This is a genomic window from Micromonospora sp. DT63 (assembly GCF_049841615.1).
Taxonomy (GTDB): domain Bacteria; phylum Actinomycetota; class Actinomycetes; order Mycobacteriales; family Micromonosporaceae; genus Micromonospora.
Map to the genome: position 1 here is coordinate 1,358,364 of NZ_JBNCKQ010000001.1, position 14,267 is coordinate 1,372,630.

Annotated in this window: 14 protein-coding genes; 4 read left to right on the top strand and 10 right to left on the bottom strand. The window is 69.5% G+C overall.

Annotated elements, in window-relative coordinates; translation table 11 throughout:
* Positions 1-27 precede the first annotated feature (27 nt).
* From ACLQ27_RS06085 to ACLQ27_RS06095, 3 genes are read right to left on the bottom strand one after another with little or no spacing between them, the layout of a single operon-like run.
* A complete protein-coding gene (locus ACLQ27_RS06085; RefSeq protein WP_357492872.1) occupies positions 28-588 on the bottom strand; it encodes a GerMN domain-containing protein in 561 nt (186 codons plus the stop codon).
* Entirely contained in the window at positions 585-1,940 is a 1,356-nt protein-coding gene (locus tag ACLQ27_RS06090) for a sensor histidine kinase (RefSeq protein WP_425865875.1), read from the bottom strand. The genes ACLQ27_RS06085 and ACLQ27_RS06090 overlap by 4 nt, the downstream gene beginning before the upstream one ends.
* Positions 1,937-2,626: a response regulator transcription factor gene (locus ACLQ27_RS06095; RefSeq protein ID WP_234581085.1), complete on the bottom strand. Its 690-nt coding sequence runs from the start codon at positions 2,624-2,626 to the stop codon at positions 1,937-1,939. Before ACLQ27_RS06095 ends, ACLQ27_RS06090 begins: the two co-directional genes overlap by 4 nt.
* A 152-nt stretch (positions 2,627-2,778) precedes the next feature.
* Here ACLQ27_RS06095 and ACLQ27_RS06100 point away from each other — a divergent pair, with 152 nt between their 5' ends.
* The 3 genes from ACLQ27_RS06100 to ACLQ27_RS06110 all read left to right on the top strand — a co-directional run bounded on the left by ACLQ27_RS06100 (position 2,779) and on the right by ACLQ27_RS06110 (position 4,578).
* On the top strand, positions 2,779-3,207 hold the full coding sequence (locus ACLQ27_RS06100) for an STAS domain-containing protein (RefSeq protein WP_357492876.1): 429 nt from the start codon (positions 2,779-2,781) through the stop codon (positions 3,205-3,207).
* Positions 3,208-3,263: 56 nt separating this feature from the next.
* Positions 3,264-3,869, top strand: a complete 606-nt coding sequence (locus tag ACLQ27_RS06105) for an STAS domain-containing protein (RefSeq protein WP_357492878.1) — start codon at positions 3,264-3,266, stop codon at positions 3,867-3,869.
* A 139-nt stretch (positions 3,870-4,008) separates the two neighbouring features.
* Positions 4,009-4,578, top strand: coding sequence for a DM13 domain-containing protein (locus tag ACLQ27_RS06110; RefSeq protein WP_425865876.1), 570 nt, complete (start codon positions 4,009-4,011; stop codon positions 4,576-4,578).
* A 124-nt stretch (positions 4,579-4,702) separates the two neighbouring features.
* Here the strand turns inward: ACLQ27_RS06110 and ACLQ27_RS06115 are convergent, their stop codons facing one another.
* Together ACLQ27_RS06115 and ACLQ27_RS06120 are read right to left on the bottom strand one after the other, a co-directional pair.
* Positions 4,703-6,139 carry an RICIN domain-containing protein gene (locus tag ACLQ27_RS06115; RefSeq protein WP_357492880.1) on the bottom strand — a complete coding sequence of 479 codons (1,437 nt, stop codon included), beginning with the start codon at positions 6,137-6,139 and terminating at the stop codon, positions 4,703-4,705.
* A 113-nt stretch (positions 6,140-6,252) separates the two neighbouring features.
* Positions 6,253-7,692: a glycoside hydrolase family 43 protein gene (locus ACLQ27_RS06120; protein ID WP_357492882.1), complete on the bottom strand. Its 1,440-nt coding sequence runs from the start codon at positions 7,690-7,692 to the stop codon at positions 6,253-6,255.
* Between the two features lie 535 nt (positions 7,693-8,227).
* On the opposite strand from ACLQ27_RS06120, the gene ACLQ27_RS06125 reads away from it, so the two are divergent.
* Positions 8,228-9,541 (top strand): ricin-type beta-trefoil lectin domain protein, encoded by a 1,314-nt coding sequence (locus tag ACLQ27_RS06125; RefSeq protein ID WP_425865877.1) that lies wholly within the window; start codon positions 8,228-8,230, stop codon positions 9,539-9,541.
* A gap of 95 nt (positions 9,542-9,636) precedes the next feature.
* On the opposite strand, the gene iolB is transcribed toward ACLQ27_RS06125, so the two are convergent.
* The 5 genes from iolB to ACLQ27_RS06150 all read right to left on the bottom strand — a co-directional run bounded on the left by iolB (position 9,637) and on the right by ACLQ27_RS06150 (position 14,261).
* Positions 9,637-10,461, bottom strand: coding sequence for a 5-deoxy-glucuronate isomerase (gene iolB, locus ACLQ27_RS06130; RefSeq protein ID WP_425865944.1), 825 nt, complete (start codon positions 10,459-10,461; stop codon positions 9,637-9,639).
* 46 nt (positions 10,462-10,507) lie between these two features.
* Positions 10,508-11,692, bottom strand: coding sequence for a glycoside hydrolase family 88 protein (locus ACLQ27_RS06135; protein WP_357574221.1), 1,185 nt, complete (start codon positions 11,690-11,692; stop codon positions 10,508-10,510).
* Positions 11,693-11,776: 84 nt separating this feature from the next.
* Positions 11,777-12,454, bottom strand: coding sequence for a hypothetical protein (locus ACLQ27_RS06140; protein ID WP_357574222.1), 678 nt, complete (start codon positions 12,452-12,454; stop codon positions 11,777-11,779).
* A gap of 5 nt (positions 12,455-12,459) precedes the next feature.
* Complete coding sequence (locus ACLQ27_RS06145; RefSeq protein ID WP_357574223.1) at positions 12,460-13,356, bottom strand: carbohydrate ABC transporter permease; 897 nt, start codon at positions 13,354-13,356, stop codon at positions 12,460-12,462.
* A complete protein-coding gene (locus ACLQ27_RS06150) occupies positions 13,356-14,261 on the bottom strand; it encodes a carbohydrate ABC transporter permease (protein WP_357492892.1) in 906 nt (301 codons plus the stop codon). The genes ACLQ27_RS06145 and ACLQ27_RS06150 overlap by 1 nt, the downstream gene beginning before the upstream one ends.
* Positions 14,262-14,267: the final 6 nt, after the last annotated feature.

Consider the following 14,267-nt stretch of genomic DNA (forward strand, 5'->3'; position numbering starts at 1 on the left):
CGGGCGATGCGCAGGGTGTGCGACGGCTCACCGTGGGGTGATCAGCGGAGCATAGTCGGTGCGGGTGAGCGGCTGCTCGGACAGCGATCCGTCGGCGCGGGGCACTCCCAGCGGCCTGCCGTCGCGAAGGAACGTCACTGAGGTGACGTCGTCGCGGCTGGTGAGGGTGCAGACGATCTGTCCGAAGGCAAGGACCTCGTCGCTGCGGCCGGCGTCGTCGGCGGGTTCGTCGACCGCGACCCGGGCCTGGGTGCCGGTCACTGTCACACCGGCGGCATTGACCGCTCCCGGCAGCGCGCTGGTGAGGTCCGCGTCGCGTTCGACCCCGGTGGGCCCCGAGAGCAGATGCCGCAGCTGGTCCTCGATGCCGCGTGAGCGCTCGACGCGCCGGAGCACCGGGACGATCCGGTTGTCGCGGACCAGGCAGAGTGTCTCGGTGGCCGGGCCGACCGGCGCGGTCTCGGCGGGCGCGGAGGTCGGAAACGGCCCGCGTGGCGGTGCCACCGCGCGAGGCGCCTCGTCGGTGGGGATGCCACAGCCGGCCAGTAACGCGACAAGCCCTACGGCGAGCAGGTGACGGCGCTTCACGTCAGGCTCTCCGGCAGCGTGACGCGAAAGCGGGCACCCCCGCCGGGACGGTCGGTGACAGCAACGTGTCCGCCGTGCGCGGTGGCGTGCTGGACGACCAGCGCCAGACCGAGGCCGGTACCGTCGCCGGCACCCCGGGTGTGGGCAGCTCGCCCGCGGACGAAGCGATCGAAGATCGATTCTCGGTCCTCGACGGGAACGCCCGGGCCGTCATCCTCGACCTCGATGACGCCCGCGCTGCCGTCGCGATCGAGCAGGACGGACGTCGGGCCACCCCCGTAGGTCACGGCGTTGTCCAACAGGTTCGCCAGCACCTGCGTGACGCGTCGCCGCTCGACCCGCCACGTCGCGGGCACCTCGGGTGCGAGGCGAACGACCGACGCGGGCAGGTCGAGAGCGTGGCAGGCGTCCCGGGCCAGCGCCACCACGTCCACGGGGGCGCGGTGGGCGGGCCGGTCGCTACGGGCCAGGTCGATCAGGTCGTTGACGAGCCGCTGGAAACGGTCTATCTCGTCGGCGACCAGCCCCGCCGCGATCGCCGTCCGCTCGTCCTGCTGTTCCCGACGGCGAGCCAGGACGCTGGCCGCGGCGGCGAGGGTCTGCAGCGGCGAGCGCAGTTCGTGACTGACGTCGGCGGCGAAACGGCGGTCGCGCTCGATGCGGTGGGCGAGCCGGTCGACCATCTGGTTGAACGAGGAGGACAACCGGGTCAGGTCGGGGTCGGTGGCCGGGTCCAGCCGGGCCGTGAAGTCACCAGCGGCGATTTTCTCCGCCGCGTCGGCGACCGCCGTCAGCGGGCGCAGTCCGTGCCGGGTGGCGTACCAGCCCAGCGCGGCGCCGGAACCGGCGATCATGATGGCCACCGTGGTCAGGGCGAGCGCCAGGACCTGGACCGTCTGCTCCAACTCGCGGAGCGAGTTGACCTCGAAGTACGTTGCTGTGGCCGACAGGGGGACGCCGACCACCAGGACGGGCTGGCCGTCCACCCGCACCCGCTGCACCGCCGGTTGCCCGGACGCCACGGTACGTCGCAGGTCGACGGGAATGGCGGTGGTGGGGCCAGGGTCGGCGGTGCGGGCGTACCACTCGCCGTTGAGGTGCAGCACCGGACGGCGACCGCCCCCTGTGTCCAGCGACCGCAGCACCGCCACGACGTCGGGAGTGTCGGTGTCGATCCCGGCACGAACGACTGTCGCATCGAAGTACGCGGCGCGCAGGGCCGTGCGTTCCCGCTCACCGATCAGGGAACGACGAGTCAGCTCGTAGGAGACCAGGGCCATTGAGGCGGCGAGCAGGAGCGCCCCGACGGCGAACGCCGCGGTGACCCTGGTCCGCAGTCCGAGGCGCCTCATCGCTGCAACTTGTAGCCCAGGCCCCGCAGGGTGACCAGATGCCGCGGGTTCGTCGGGTCCGGCTCGATCTTCTGCCGCAACCGGCCGACGTGCACGTCGACCAGTCGCTCATCACCGATGTCGTACCCCCAGACCCGCTGCAGCAACTGCTGGCGCGACAACACCCGGCCGGCGTGTTCGGCCAACTCGCACAACAGCCGGAACTCGGTGCGGGTCACGGCGACGGGCTGGCCGCCACGGCTTACCTCGCCCGCATCGGGACTGATCTCCAGCTCGCCGAAGGCCAGCACGGGCACCCGGTCCGATGCCGATTCCCCGAAGCCGGTGCGAGCGCGGCGGCGCAGTGCGCGCAGTCGCGCCGTCAGTTCCTTGATCGCCACCGGCTTGACGAGGTAGTCGTCGGCGCCGGCTTCGAGGGCGGCGACGATGTCGTGGGTGTCGTCGCGGGCGCTGATCACCACGATGGGTACGTCGTCGTCGCGGCGGAGCTGCCCGATGCACTCGAAACCGTCGAGTCCGGGCAGCATCAGGTCGACCAGCACGTAGTCGGCGGGGTCACGGCGCTGCGCGCGCAGACCCTCCTCGGCGGTGGCCGCGCCCACCGCGTCGTAGCCCTCGTCCTCGAGTGCGAGCAGCAGCGCCAAGCGGATCCGGTCGTCGTCCTCGATCACCAGTACGGCCGTCATGACCGGCATCATCCCCAGGGCACCGGCACCGCAGCCAATCGCGGCCGGTGGCCTGCTGATTTGTCACGCAACTGTCATAGATCCGCGCGGGAACCGCCAAGCCCGCCCGGCACGGTACAGGCGTCCAGGACCACGACGAGAGGGGTACGACCGTGACCGGCCCACTGCAACCGAGGTCGTACGCGCTGCCGCTGGTGGAGGTGTCCATCAACCAGCTCGACCTGGCCTGCCTGGCGGAGACCGGAGCCGCGTTGGACGAGCTGCTCGCGCTGCGCCCTCGGCGGGTCGTGGTCGACCTGGCCGGGTGCCGGTACATCGATGCCGCCGCCATCGGCCTGCTGCTCGACGTCCACCGACGGCTGACCCGCATGGACGGGGTCCTCGTCGTACGCAACCCGAACCACCGGATCCAACGCATTCTGCACCTTGCCCGTCTGGACCAGGTCCTGCCGATCGTCACCGGAACGTCGCCGGCACCGCGCGGCGGACCGACGCCACAGGACGAGTCGGGGCCCGCGGAGCCGACGCTTGTCGCTGTCGGCAGAGCCCGCGTCGACCACTCGGGCTCGTCGCGGTCCTGAGATTTCGTTCCCACCACCGCCGGCCAGACATCCCGGGCACAGGAAGGACCAGCAGCATGACAGTCGTCCCGGACGACCACCTGATGACACTGATCTGCGACACCTGCGGTGACAGCATCACGGCCGCCGCGTGCGTGCTCCCCGACGCGGAGGTGGTGTGGACGCTCGTGTCGGAGCACGGCTGGAGCGGCTCCCCGTTCGCCACCGGCCCGCACCGCTGCCCTCACTGCAGCCTGCTTCCGCCCGCCCGTCCCGGGCACTCGTGGGGCGAGGGCCACGGTTCCGGCGGGGTTCTCGGCATCGACCACCTCGACGACGCGACAGTCGTCACGACCACCGGTGACATCGACCTTCATACGGGCGAAGCGCTGCGCGCCGCACTCCGCGACGCGGTCGACGCGGACGGTCCCGTGGTCGTTGACCTCAGCCGGGTGCACGTCATCGACTCCACCGGCCTCGGTCTGCTGGTGCGGGCACACCTCGACGCCCGCGAGCGGGGTGTCACCCTCTGCCTCGCCGCGCCGTCGCGGTTCATCCGCACCGTCCTGCACACGATGCGCCTTGACGGGGTCTTCCCGATCTTCGACAGCCGCGACGACGCTCTCGCCCGAACGCCCCGGCCCGCGCTGTCCACGCCGACGGCCAGCGGAACCCAGGGCTGACGGGTCGTACGCGGACACGCTGAGCGCCAAACTCGGCCAACACGTCGGCCAGAGCGGCAGCGGGCGACCCGGAGCGTCGTAAGAGATCCGAAAGGGTTCGCGACCAGTTCGACGGCTGCGGCGGTCGTACGCTGCCGGTGTGGGAAAAAGGATCTTCCGGTCGCGCGTGGCCTGGACCGCTCTCGCCTCCGCTGTCCTCGTGACGGCTCTGGCCCTCTACTGGTTCCAGCCGTGGAAGCTGTTCACCGACACGTACGTCGACGAGGCGGTTCCCTCCGCGCCGACGACATCGACCACGCCGACGCCCACTCCCGCGTCCGCGGCTCCCGTGGCACCGACGGCGACACCGGCGGGCAACGAAATCCTGACCGCCGGCGAGTTCGTCACCCACGAGCACCGCACGACCGGCAGCGTCGAGATCCACCGGCTCGCCGACGGGCGCCACCAGCTCGTCCTGCGGGACCTGAGCACGTCGAGCGGGCCGGACCTGCGCGTGTGGCTGACCGACCAGCCGGTCACCCTCGGCAGGGCCGGGTGGCGGGTGTTCGATGACGGCGAATGGGTCGAACTGGCCAGGCTCAAGGGCAATCAGGGCAACCAGGTGTACGAGATCCCGGCATCGGTCGACCCACGCGACTTCCGGAGCGTCTCCATCTGGTGCAAACGGTTCGCCGTCTCCTTCGGCGCGGCCGACCTCAGGGCCGTCTGACGCGCGGAGGGCTCACGCGTCGCGACGCCCACGGGGGCGGCGTCGGCACGGCGCGCACCCCCGGCCACCAGCTCGGTACCGGGGGTGCGGGCCACCGTGAGTCGGTCGTCCGGCGCAACGATTGTCAGACGGCCGTGCGCGACCACTGCTGGTTGGCGCCGGTGTTGCACGAATACTGCTTGAGGACCACCCCGTCGGCTGTCGACGCGGCCGGTACGTCCACGCACTTGCCGCTGTGGCGGGCACGGAGTTGGAAGTAGCTGCCGTTGGCGACCATCTGGAACTGCTGGTTGGTGCCGGTGCCACAGGTGTACTGGACGAGTTCGGCGCCGTCGGCGGTCGACGCGCTCACCACATCGAGGCACTTTCCGCTGTGTCGGCTGATGATGCGCCAGTAGCCACTGCCGGCGTCCTGGAACTGCCACTGCTGCCAGGCATTGCCGCCGTACGTGTACTGGCCGACCCGCGCGCCGTTGTCGGTGTTCGGCTGCTGGACGTCCATGGCCTTGCCGCTGTGCCGCACGGTGAGCCGGTAGAACGTTCCCGTCGTGGGCGGAGGCGTCGTCGGGTCGCCGCCGCCGATGGTGTCGCCCCACGCGTACCGGATCCGGTCGGCGCCGGAGGTGTTGCGGATGGTCAGGGTGAGGTTGGTGCCGCTGCCACCGAGGGCGAACATCGAGTACCAGTCGTATCCGATGGTGCCCGGCTTGCCGCCGAGGGCGGGCCAGTAGGTGCCGCCCATCTGGTTGTCGCGCATGACCTGGGCCATCGCGCGGATGTAGCGCACGAAGTTGTCGGTGCTGCCCGCGTCGGCGTAGTTGCGGCCGTCGTTCATGGGAGCGCCGAACTCGGTGGCGACCGCGCGGGAGGCGCAATTGCCCAGGCGGGTCTGGATGTGGCTGCGGAAGGCGTCGTACGTCATCGCACCGTAGAAGAACGCGTAGTAGTGAAAGGACAGCAGGGTCGAGTTGAAGCGGCTGTCGTTGCAGATGTCGCGCAGGTCCTGGCTGAAGCCGGTGCCACCGATGAGCACCCGGCCGGGCACCGCGGAGTAGTGGTAGCTCAGCCAGTTCGCGGCGACGGTGCGCCACTCGGCCGAGCTGTAGCCGTGCGGCTCGTTCATCGGTTCGAAGTAGACGTTGGGGTTCGAGCCGTACGTGTTGGTCACCGTGGACCACATCGCGTTCCACGCGGCGAGGTTCGTGATCCTGCCGCCGGAGGCCGCGCCGTCCTCCCAGTAGGCGAGGATGACTTTGAATCCGCGGGCGGTCGCGGCGTCGATGGCGCCGCGGTACGCCTCCCACCACGCCGTCCCCACCGTGTGGGTGTTGATGGGCAGCCGCACGGTGTTGACCCCCATGGTGGAGGCCATGGTGTCGTAGAGGGCGTTGGCCTTGGCCCGCACCGTCGCATTGCTGTCGGACGAGCTGAGGCCCTGCACGACGAGCGGACCGGTGCTGAAGTTGTCACCCAGCACGGCCCAGTTCATTCCGCGGAACTGGCTGGTGGCGGCGGTGGCCGGCGACGACGTGACGACGACGACGCCAACCAGCGCGGTCATCGCGCTCACCAGCGCGACCAGGAGGCGGTGCAGGGACCGGGTGCTGACAGGCCCGTGTGACGGCCTTTTCCGTTTCATGACAGGTCCAATCGGTGGTGGGGAGACATCGGTGTTCAGTTGGTGATGCGGAAGGTGGCGTCGGCACGGCTCTGCGCGTCGGAGAGCGGGTCGAGCCGGAGCAGGTAGTTGTAGTGCCGGATGTAGCGGTCCGGGTGGCTGTATGCCTGAAAGGACGTCCACGACGAGTCGGCGACACCGGCGACCTGCCGGAAGGTGCTGTCGGCGGCGAAGGTGGCGGTGCCGTCGTTGGCTTCCAGCCGGAAGTCGAACCCGTAGTGGCGCAGGTAGTAGCCCGGATAGTTGACCGACTGGATGGAGACGGTGCCGGAGCCGGCCAGGCCGGGCACCAGGCGCCACTGGCCGTCCGGGGCCGGGCTGACGTTGGGGTCGATGCGGACGTCGTAGTCGTAGTGCCGCACGAAGCGGTCCTGGAAGTTGTACGACTGGATCCGGTTGACCGCCGTGGCGGGCCAGCGGGCGAGCACGCGGTTCTGCTCGGCGGCGGTCAGGTTGAGGATCGAACCGTGCCGCTTCTTGGTGCCGCCCAGGTCGTACGAGCCGGACGCCGGCAGCCGGAAGCTGGCCGGGCTCGACGGATTGGTGGTCAGGACGGGCAGGTAGCCGCGCCCGCTGGCGTACTGGTCGAGGTAGAGGACCCACTCGTTGCGGGAGTTGAACCGCATCCACATCGGGCCTTCGACCTGGGAGCCCGTCAGGCCGATGCCCGAGAGGTTCCCGAGCGTGGTCCAGGTGCCGAGGATGGAGTTGCTGCCTTCGAGGGTGATCTGGCCGTCGCGGGAGGCCCGGACGTAGCGGTAGGCGCCGACGCCGGCCGGCACCTCGACGATCTGGGTGTCGATGATCTCCTGGCTGCCGGGTCGGCTGAGGTAGACCTGCGGCGTGGTGATGCTGCGGAAGTCCGCCGTGCGCGCGTAGTAGATGCGGTGCTTGGTCACTCCGTTGAGCGGGACGTTCGTCGCCCAGTAGAGGACGTAGTCGCCGGTGGCCGGGTTCCAGATCGCCTCCGGAGCCCAGGCGTTACGTCCGTCCGGGATGGGGCCGGCGACGTTCAGCAGCCACGGCGCGGACCAGGTGACCAGATCGGTGGACTCCCACACGACGAGGTTGCGGCTGCCGTTGTTGACCGCGGTCGACCAGTCCTGGCCGCAGCCGATGCACAGGTCCGTGGCGATGATCCAGTAGCGGTCACCGGCGGGCGAGCGAACCAGGGCGGGGTCGCGGACGCCGCGGGTGCCGACTGTGGATCGCAGCACCAGCCCGCCGTTGTTGAGGTCCGTCCAGCGTAGGCCGTCGGTGCTGTGGGCCAGGTAGATCTGTTGACCGGTCGAGGACTCGCCGGTGAAGTGCGCCATCAGGTAACCGACGGCCGGGTCGAGCGCGAGGGCTTCCTTCGGCGTCGTCACCGACCAGGTGGTGAAGAGCAGGCACGCGGCGAGCGACACCGCGTAGAGCCGGGCGAGGACTCTCGACATGGGTCCTTCTCCTTCGCGGAGGGGCGGGCGATCGACCTACATGTGAGCGTTAACAGCTCCGAGGGGACGCGTCCCAGGGCGGCGCGGTGGGGAGCGGTTCGTGACGTGCCGTGCCGGTGTCGCCGACGAGGCAGACGCCATGTGTCCAGATCATTAAGTACGTGTTGCGGACAAGTGTTAGCGATCGCATCTGGGGTGTCAAGGCATCGAAGATGCTCGTTCGATCTGGCCGGACGGAGCACCCCGGAGGGTGAATCCACCCCGCGGGTACGCGCTGCCACAATCACGAACGTCATACGTCACACCATGATGCTAGTCTATGTGTTGCGTGGCTCATCGCCAGCCGTCGCCCCGGCGACCAGAACCGGCTGTCGCGGCATCGGCACCACCCTGGACGGCCTGCGAAGGACCGCCTCGCGGCTCCCTCGCCGGCCGGTGACGGCCCACGCCACCACCACCAATGGATCTTCGTCCACCACAAGGAGGCGCAACCGTGCCACTTCGCAGACTCTCCAGCCCCTGGATAGGGGCCGCGATGGCTGTCCTGGTTCTCGTCGCCGTCGGGGCGTACGTCGTCATGGCTGGCGGGCCGGCGACCGCCGCCACCACCGCCGGCTGCGGCAAGGCGCCCGGACTGAACAGCGGCACCCACACGATCCAGAGCAGCGGAAAGAACCGCAGCTTCATCCTTCGGCTGCCCGACAGCTACAACAACACCTACGCCCACCGACTGGCCTTCGGGTTCCACTGGCTGGGTGGCACCGCCGATCAGGTCGCGTCGGGCGGCACCGACGGGGCTCCGTGGGCCTACTACGGCATGCTCTCCCAGTCGAACAACACCACGATCTTCGTTGCCCCGCAGGGCCTCAACAACGGCTGGGGCAACTCCAACGGCGAGGACGTGACCTTTACCGACGACATGGTCCGCGTCATCGAGAACGCGCTCTGTGTCGACACGACGCAACTCTTCTCGGTGGGGTTCAGCTACGGCGGCGCGATGAGCTACTCGTTGGCGTGCTCCCGGCCCACCGTGTTCCGCGCGGTCGCGGCGATCGCGGCGCCCGGGGCGATCAGCGGTTGCAGCGGCGGCACCCAGCCGGTGGCGTACCTGGGGATTCACGGCATCAACGACAACATCCCCAACGGACGGGCGCTGCGCGACAGGTTCGTCCGCAACAACGGCTGCGCCGCGCAGAACCCGCCGGAACCGAGGGCGGGCAGTCTGACCCACATCACCACCGCCTACTCGTGTCAGGCCGGCTATCCGGTGGTCTGGGCCGCGTTCGACGGCGGCCACCAGCAGGGTCCGGTGGACGGCTGCGCCGGCTGTGAGAGCGGCGCGCGCAGCTGGGTCAAGCAGGAGGTGTGGCGGTTCTTCACCCAGTTCGGCTCGACGGTGCCGCCCACCAGCCCTCCGCCCAGCACTCCCCCGCCCAGCACTCCCCCGCCGTCCGGCCAGCAGAACGTGCTGATCGTGGGCAGCCAGTCCGGCCGCTGCATCGACATCCCCAACTCGAGCACCACCAACGGGACCCGCGCGCAGCTGTGGGACTGTCACGGTCGCACCAACCAGCGCTGGACCCATACGGCGAGCCGCACCCTGACCGTCTACGGCAACAAGTGCCTCGACGCCAGCGGGGCGGGAAGCAGCAACGGCACCGCGGTCATCACTTGGGACTGCAACGGCCAGCCCAACCAGCAGTGGAACCTGAACGCCAACGGCACCATCACCGGAGTCCAGTCGGGGCTCTGCCTCGACGCCGTCAGCTCCGGCACCGCCAACGGGACGCAACTGCACCTCTGGGCCTGCCACGGCGGTGCCAACCAGCAGTGGACAACGCGCACCTAGTACCGCTGAGCCTGTCGACGACGCGCCGCTCGGGTCAGGTCCCGGGCGGCGCGTCGCCGTCAGGCGGTGCGGATGGCCGAGCGGGGTGGCCATCGCTACAGGCCCACACTGCGCAGGGTCGGTACGGTCTGACCCACCCAGGCGAGCGCGGCGTCCTCGCGGGCGCCCTGGGTACGCTGAGTGCCGGCCAGGAACCACAGGAAGTACGTGGTGTAGCCGGGCGCGCTGACCACTGTGTGGTACCCCTCGGGCATCATCTGCATCACGTGCTCGCGGATGGTGACGTTCTCCTCGTACCCCTCGTCGGTGTAGACCCGGCTGATGCCGAACCCGTCCGCCGGGTTGACGCGGTAGTAGTACATCTCCTCGTGCGCGGCCTCGGCGGGCAGGTCGTCGACCTTGTGCCGGTGCGGCGGGTACGTGCTCCAGTTGCCCGAGGGCGTGTAGGTCTCGCCGACGATGAGCCGGCGGGCGGGCAGGTCCGGTTGCGAGACCTCGGTGAGGATCTGGTGGTAGGTACGGCCGAAGTTGGCAGCTCCCCAGCGCCCGCTGACGACCTGGTCCGGCGAGATGACATAGGGGTCGGTGGCCAGCTCGCTGGGTGCGCTGGGGAGGGCTATCTCCACGGCGGTGACCGCCTCGACGGTCACCGCGGAGCCGGCCGGGATGTAGACCGAGTGCGGCTTGCCGGAGAAGACGTCCGGGCGTCGACCGACCTGCGGGAAGTGGCGGCCGGCGACGGTGAAGCTGGCCGTGCCTCCGAGGATGACGGCCAGGATCTCCCGGTCGCCGGACTCGCCGGTCCAGGACTCGCCGGCCGACAACCGCAGCAGGGTGAAGTCCAGCAGCCGGCAGGGATTGAAGGGCAGCGTGTTCCGGCCGTCGGCGGCGGGAATGGCGCAGTGGTAGCGGTAGTCCATGATCACCTTTCTTCAGGATGCGGACGGTGCGGGACGATCGCGGTGGTCACCAAGGGCTGGTCCAGCCAGGGATCGTGGCGCGGGTGAGGGCTTCCAGGTAGAAGTAGTCGCCCCACAGGGTTCCCTCGTCGACTCCGATGCCCTTGGGCTTGTCGTAGACGCCATGCAGGATCAGCGCGTTCGAGACCGGATGGCCGCCGGTGGAGTAGTGGCTGATGAGCGAGCGCAGGATCTCGGCCGCTGCCGTCCGGTACCGGTCGGCGCTGGCCGTGTCGGTGAGGCTGTCGGCGAGTTCGACCAGGCCGCAGGCGGCGATGGCCGCGGCCGAACTGTCCCGCTCCTGACCGCTGCCGTCGCCGAATTCCAGGTCCCAGTACGCGACGTGATCGTTCGGCAGGCGGGCGAGGAAGCGGTCCGCGCAGATCCTCGCGGCGGCGAGCAGCGCGGGGTCGCCCGTGTGTCGATGGTTGAGACTGAACCCGTAGATGCCCCATGCCTGCCCGCGGGCCCAGCAGGAGTGGTCGGCGTGGCCCTGCTCGGTTTCGCCCCGTAGCGGCACCCCACTGTCGGGGTCCCAGTAGAAGGTGTGGAACGTGGTGCCGTCCGGGCGCAGGAGGTGCCGGCGTAGCTGGGCAGCGTGCCGGCGGGCCGCCGCGGCGTAGCGGTCGTCGCCTGTCGTGTGGCTGGCCCAGAAGAGCAGCGGCGTGTTCATGAGGCTGTCGATGATGGTGCGGCCACGTTGCCGGGGGTCACTCAGGTCGCCCCAGGCCTGGATGATCCCGGCGGGTTCGAGGATGCGCGTCATCAGGTGGTCGGCGGCGGCGAGAGCCGCGCCCCGGGCCCGCGGATCGCCGGTACGGCGGGCCGGGGTGACGCAGGCGAGGGTATAGAGGAACCCGAGGTCGTGGGTGTCCAGGTCGATGCCGCGGGTCATCCGGGTCACGAAGCTGTCCACGTGGGACAGCGCGGCCCGCCGGTGGCTCTCCGCACCGGTCAGATCATGTGCCAGCCAGAGCATCCCGGGCCAGAAGCTGGTGGTCCAGCCGATGTTGGCGCCCTCGGGCTGGCCACCGCCCGCCGGCCGCAGCGGGTAGCGGTTGGCGGCGGTGGTGTCCGCGGGGTACCGGTCGCCGAAGGTGGCGATGTTCGCGTCGATGGTGCGTATCGCGGCGGCCACCGCGGCCGCCATGGCGTCTGCGTCGGAGCTGGGACGGACGTCGGTCGCCGTCATGGATGCTGTTCCCCCTCGTGGGTACGGGCCGGTGCCGGGCAGGTGTGCTGTCGGCGTCCCGGCTCGGTAGCCGGTACGTGGTGCTCAGGTGCTCTGCGGTGCGGTCGTCGGTGGGTCGAGGGCGGCGCGCATTGTGAAGCGGCTGTTGGCCCACACGACGTAGAGCAGTGGCGCGGCGGCGAGGCCGAGCGCGATCGCGGGGCGGGCCGCCAGGATCTGTGCGAGCAGCACGAGGGCGAGGAGAGACACGGCGGTGAGGTACCACCGGCGCACCGCCAGATACACGCAGGCGCGGGCCACCTCACGCAACCGCGCGGTGGGTCGCTCGGCGACGGTCACCAACCCCAGCAACGTGGTGGCGACGGTGAGGACGATCAGGGTCGCCAGCACCGGCAGTGCGAGTGCCCCGACCCGGTGGCCCCACGCGGCGCGGGCGTCGACGGCGAGCACGACCAGGGCGGCCATGGCTGTCGCCGTCCAGAGCATCGCCGGCCGGGCGGTGGCTCGCCAGGCGCGGCGGTAGGTGCGCAGTACGCCGCCGGTGTCGCCGGCCGAATAGGCGGACATGACCGCGAAGACCGCACAGAGCCCGGGCGCGCAGAGCGGGGCGGTCAGCGCGTACAGCGGCCAGGAGCGCGCCGCCTCGGTGGTGAACGCGAGCGTCACCAGTGGCAGGCAACCGAGCACCAGCAGCAGGTTGCTGACGAGCGCGACGTAGAACCCGTCGAAGACGGCGGCGATGGTGTGGTGGCGCGAACGCATGGGCCTCAACCCTTCAGTCCGGTCGTGGCGATGCCCTCGATGAAGTAGCGCTGGCCGAGCAGGAAGATGACCGCGACGGGCAGCACGGACAGCACGGAGCCCGTCATGATCAGCGCGTACTCGGCGTTGTACTGCGAGATGAAGGTGTTGAGCCCCAACTGGATGGTGCGCAGCTCCGCGCTGCGCAGGTAGACCAGCGGACCCAGGTAGTCGTTCCAGGTGGTCACGAACGTCAGCAGGGCGAGGCTGGCCAGAGCCGGTCGGGACAGCGGCAGCATGATCCGTCGGTAGATGCCGAACTCGCTGAGCCCGTCCACCCGCGCCGCTTCGCTGAGCTCCTCGGGGATCGTCTCGTAGAACTGCTTCATCAGGAACACGCCGAACGCGCCGAACGCCTGCAGCGCGACGATCGACCACAGCGTGTTCGACAACTGCAACTTCGACATGAGGATGAACTGCGGAATCATGTACGACTGCCACGGCACCGCGATCGTCCCGACGTACGCCAGGAAGAGCGCGTTGCGGCCGGGAAAGCGGACGCGGGCGAAGCCGTACGCGGCGAAGCTGCCGGTCACCACCTGGAGGAAGCTGACGAGCACCGACAGCAGCAACGTGTTTCCCAGCCAGGTCGTCATGTCCGAGCGCTGCCAGATGTCGAGGTAGTTCCGCCACACCACCGGATCGGGGAGCCAGGTGATCGGGATGGTGAAGACGTCGCTGTTGGTCTTCAACGACGCCACCACCATCCAGTAGAACGGCAGCAGCAGCCCGGCCGCCGCGAGCACGAGGGCGGCGTACCCGACGAGCCGCCAGCCCCGGGACCGGGCCTGCCGGCCGGGTGCGCTGCGGTCTCCGGGCGCGGCGACGGCCGGGGTGGGCAGGGAGAGGTCGGTCGCGGTCATCAGCTGTTCCTCCGCTTGTTGACCATGAACTGGATCACCGTGATGCCGAAGCAGATGGCGAACAGGACGATGGAGACCGCCGATGCGTAGCCGAACTGGTTCTCCTCGAAGCCCTTCTGGTAGATGTACTGCGAGAGCACCAGCGTCGACTGGCCCGGTCCGCCGCCGGTCATCACGAGGATGAGGTCGAAGACCTTGAAACTCTCGATGGTGAGCAGCACCGTGACGAAGAACGTGGTGTGTCGCAGGCCGGGGACTGTCACGTGCACGAACCGCTGCCACGCTGAGGCGCCGTCGGTCTCGGCCGCTTCGTATAGCTGGGCCGGGATGGTCTGCAGGCCGGCCAGGAACAGCAGCATGTAGTAACCCATGTACCGCCAGGTGCCGACGATGATGACCGCCGGCATCGACCAGGTCGACGACGTGGTCCAGCCCGGGGCATCGTCCACCCCGACGGCACCGAGGAGAGCGTTGATCGGGCCGTACTCCGGGCTGAACAGCTGGTTCCAGACGATCGCGATCGCCACGATCGAGGTGATGTACGGAAAGAAGGCGACCGTGCGGAAGAACCGCACGCCACGCAGTTTGCGGTTGAGCAGCAGCGCCAGCCCGAGTGCCGCCGCGAGGGTCAGCGGGATGTGGAAGACCGTGTAGTAGACGGTGTTGCGCAGAGCGGTCCAGAAGCTCGAGTCGTCCCACATGCGCCGGAAATTGGCGGTGCCGGTCCACTCGGCCACCCCGAAGACGTTCCAGTTGGTGAAGGCCACGTAGAACAGCACGACGACGGGTAGCAGGGTGAACCCGGCGAAGCCGACGAAGTTGGGCAGGATGAACGACCAACCGGCGACCGTGTTGCGCGACACCAGCCGCCGGCGCCTGGGCCGCGTGCGCGGCAATGTTGTCATGGGCAG

Excerpts from the sequence above, each read along its gene's own strand:
- ACLQ27_RS06120 (WP_357492882.1), bottom strand. The coding sequence starts at position 7,692 with ATGTCGAGAGTCCTCGCCCGGCTCTACGCGGTGTCGCTCGCCGCGTGC.
- ACLQ27_RS06140 (WP_357574222.1), bottom strand. The coding sequence starts at position 12,454 with ATGCGTTCGCGCCACCACACCATCGCCGCCGTCTTCGACGGGTTCTAC.
- ACLQ27_RS06095 (WP_234581085.1), bottom strand. The coding sequence starts at position 2,626 with ATGACGGCCGTACTGGTGATCGAGGACGACGACCGGATCCGCTTGGCG.
- ACLQ27_RS06115 (WP_357492880.1), bottom strand. The coding sequence starts at position 6,139 with ATGACCGCGCTGGTTGGCGTCGTCGTCGTCACGTCGTCGCCGGCCACC.
- ACLQ27_RS06145 (WP_357574223.1), bottom strand. The coding sequence starts at position 13,356 with ATGACCGCGACCGACCTCTCCCTGCCCACCCCGGCCGTCGCCGCGCCC.
- ACLQ27_RS06150 (WP_357492892.1), bottom strand. The coding sequence starts at position 14,261 with ATGACAACATTGCCGCGCACGCGGCCCAGGCGCCGGCGGCTGGTGTCG.
- ACLQ27_RS06135 (WP_357574221.1), bottom strand. The coding sequence starts at position 11,692 with ATGACGGCGACCGACGTCCGTCCCAGCTCCGACGCAGACGCCATGGCG.
- ACLQ27_RS06125 (WP_425865877.1), top strand. The coding sequence starts at position 8,228 with ATGGCTGTCCTGGTTCTCGTCGCCGTCGGGGCGTACGTCGTCATGGCT.
- ACLQ27_RS06105 (WP_357492878.1), top strand. The coding sequence starts at position 3,264 with ATGACAGTCGTCCCGGACGACCACCTGATGACACTGATCTGCGACACC.
- iolB (WP_425865944.1), bottom strand. The coding sequence starts at position 10,461 with ATGGACTACCGCTACCACTGCGCCATTCCCGCCGCCGACGGCCGGAAC.
- ACLQ27_RS06090 (WP_425865875.1), bottom strand. The coding sequence starts at position 1,940 with ATGAGGCGCCTCGGACTGCGGACCAGGGTCACCGCGGCGTTCGCCGTC.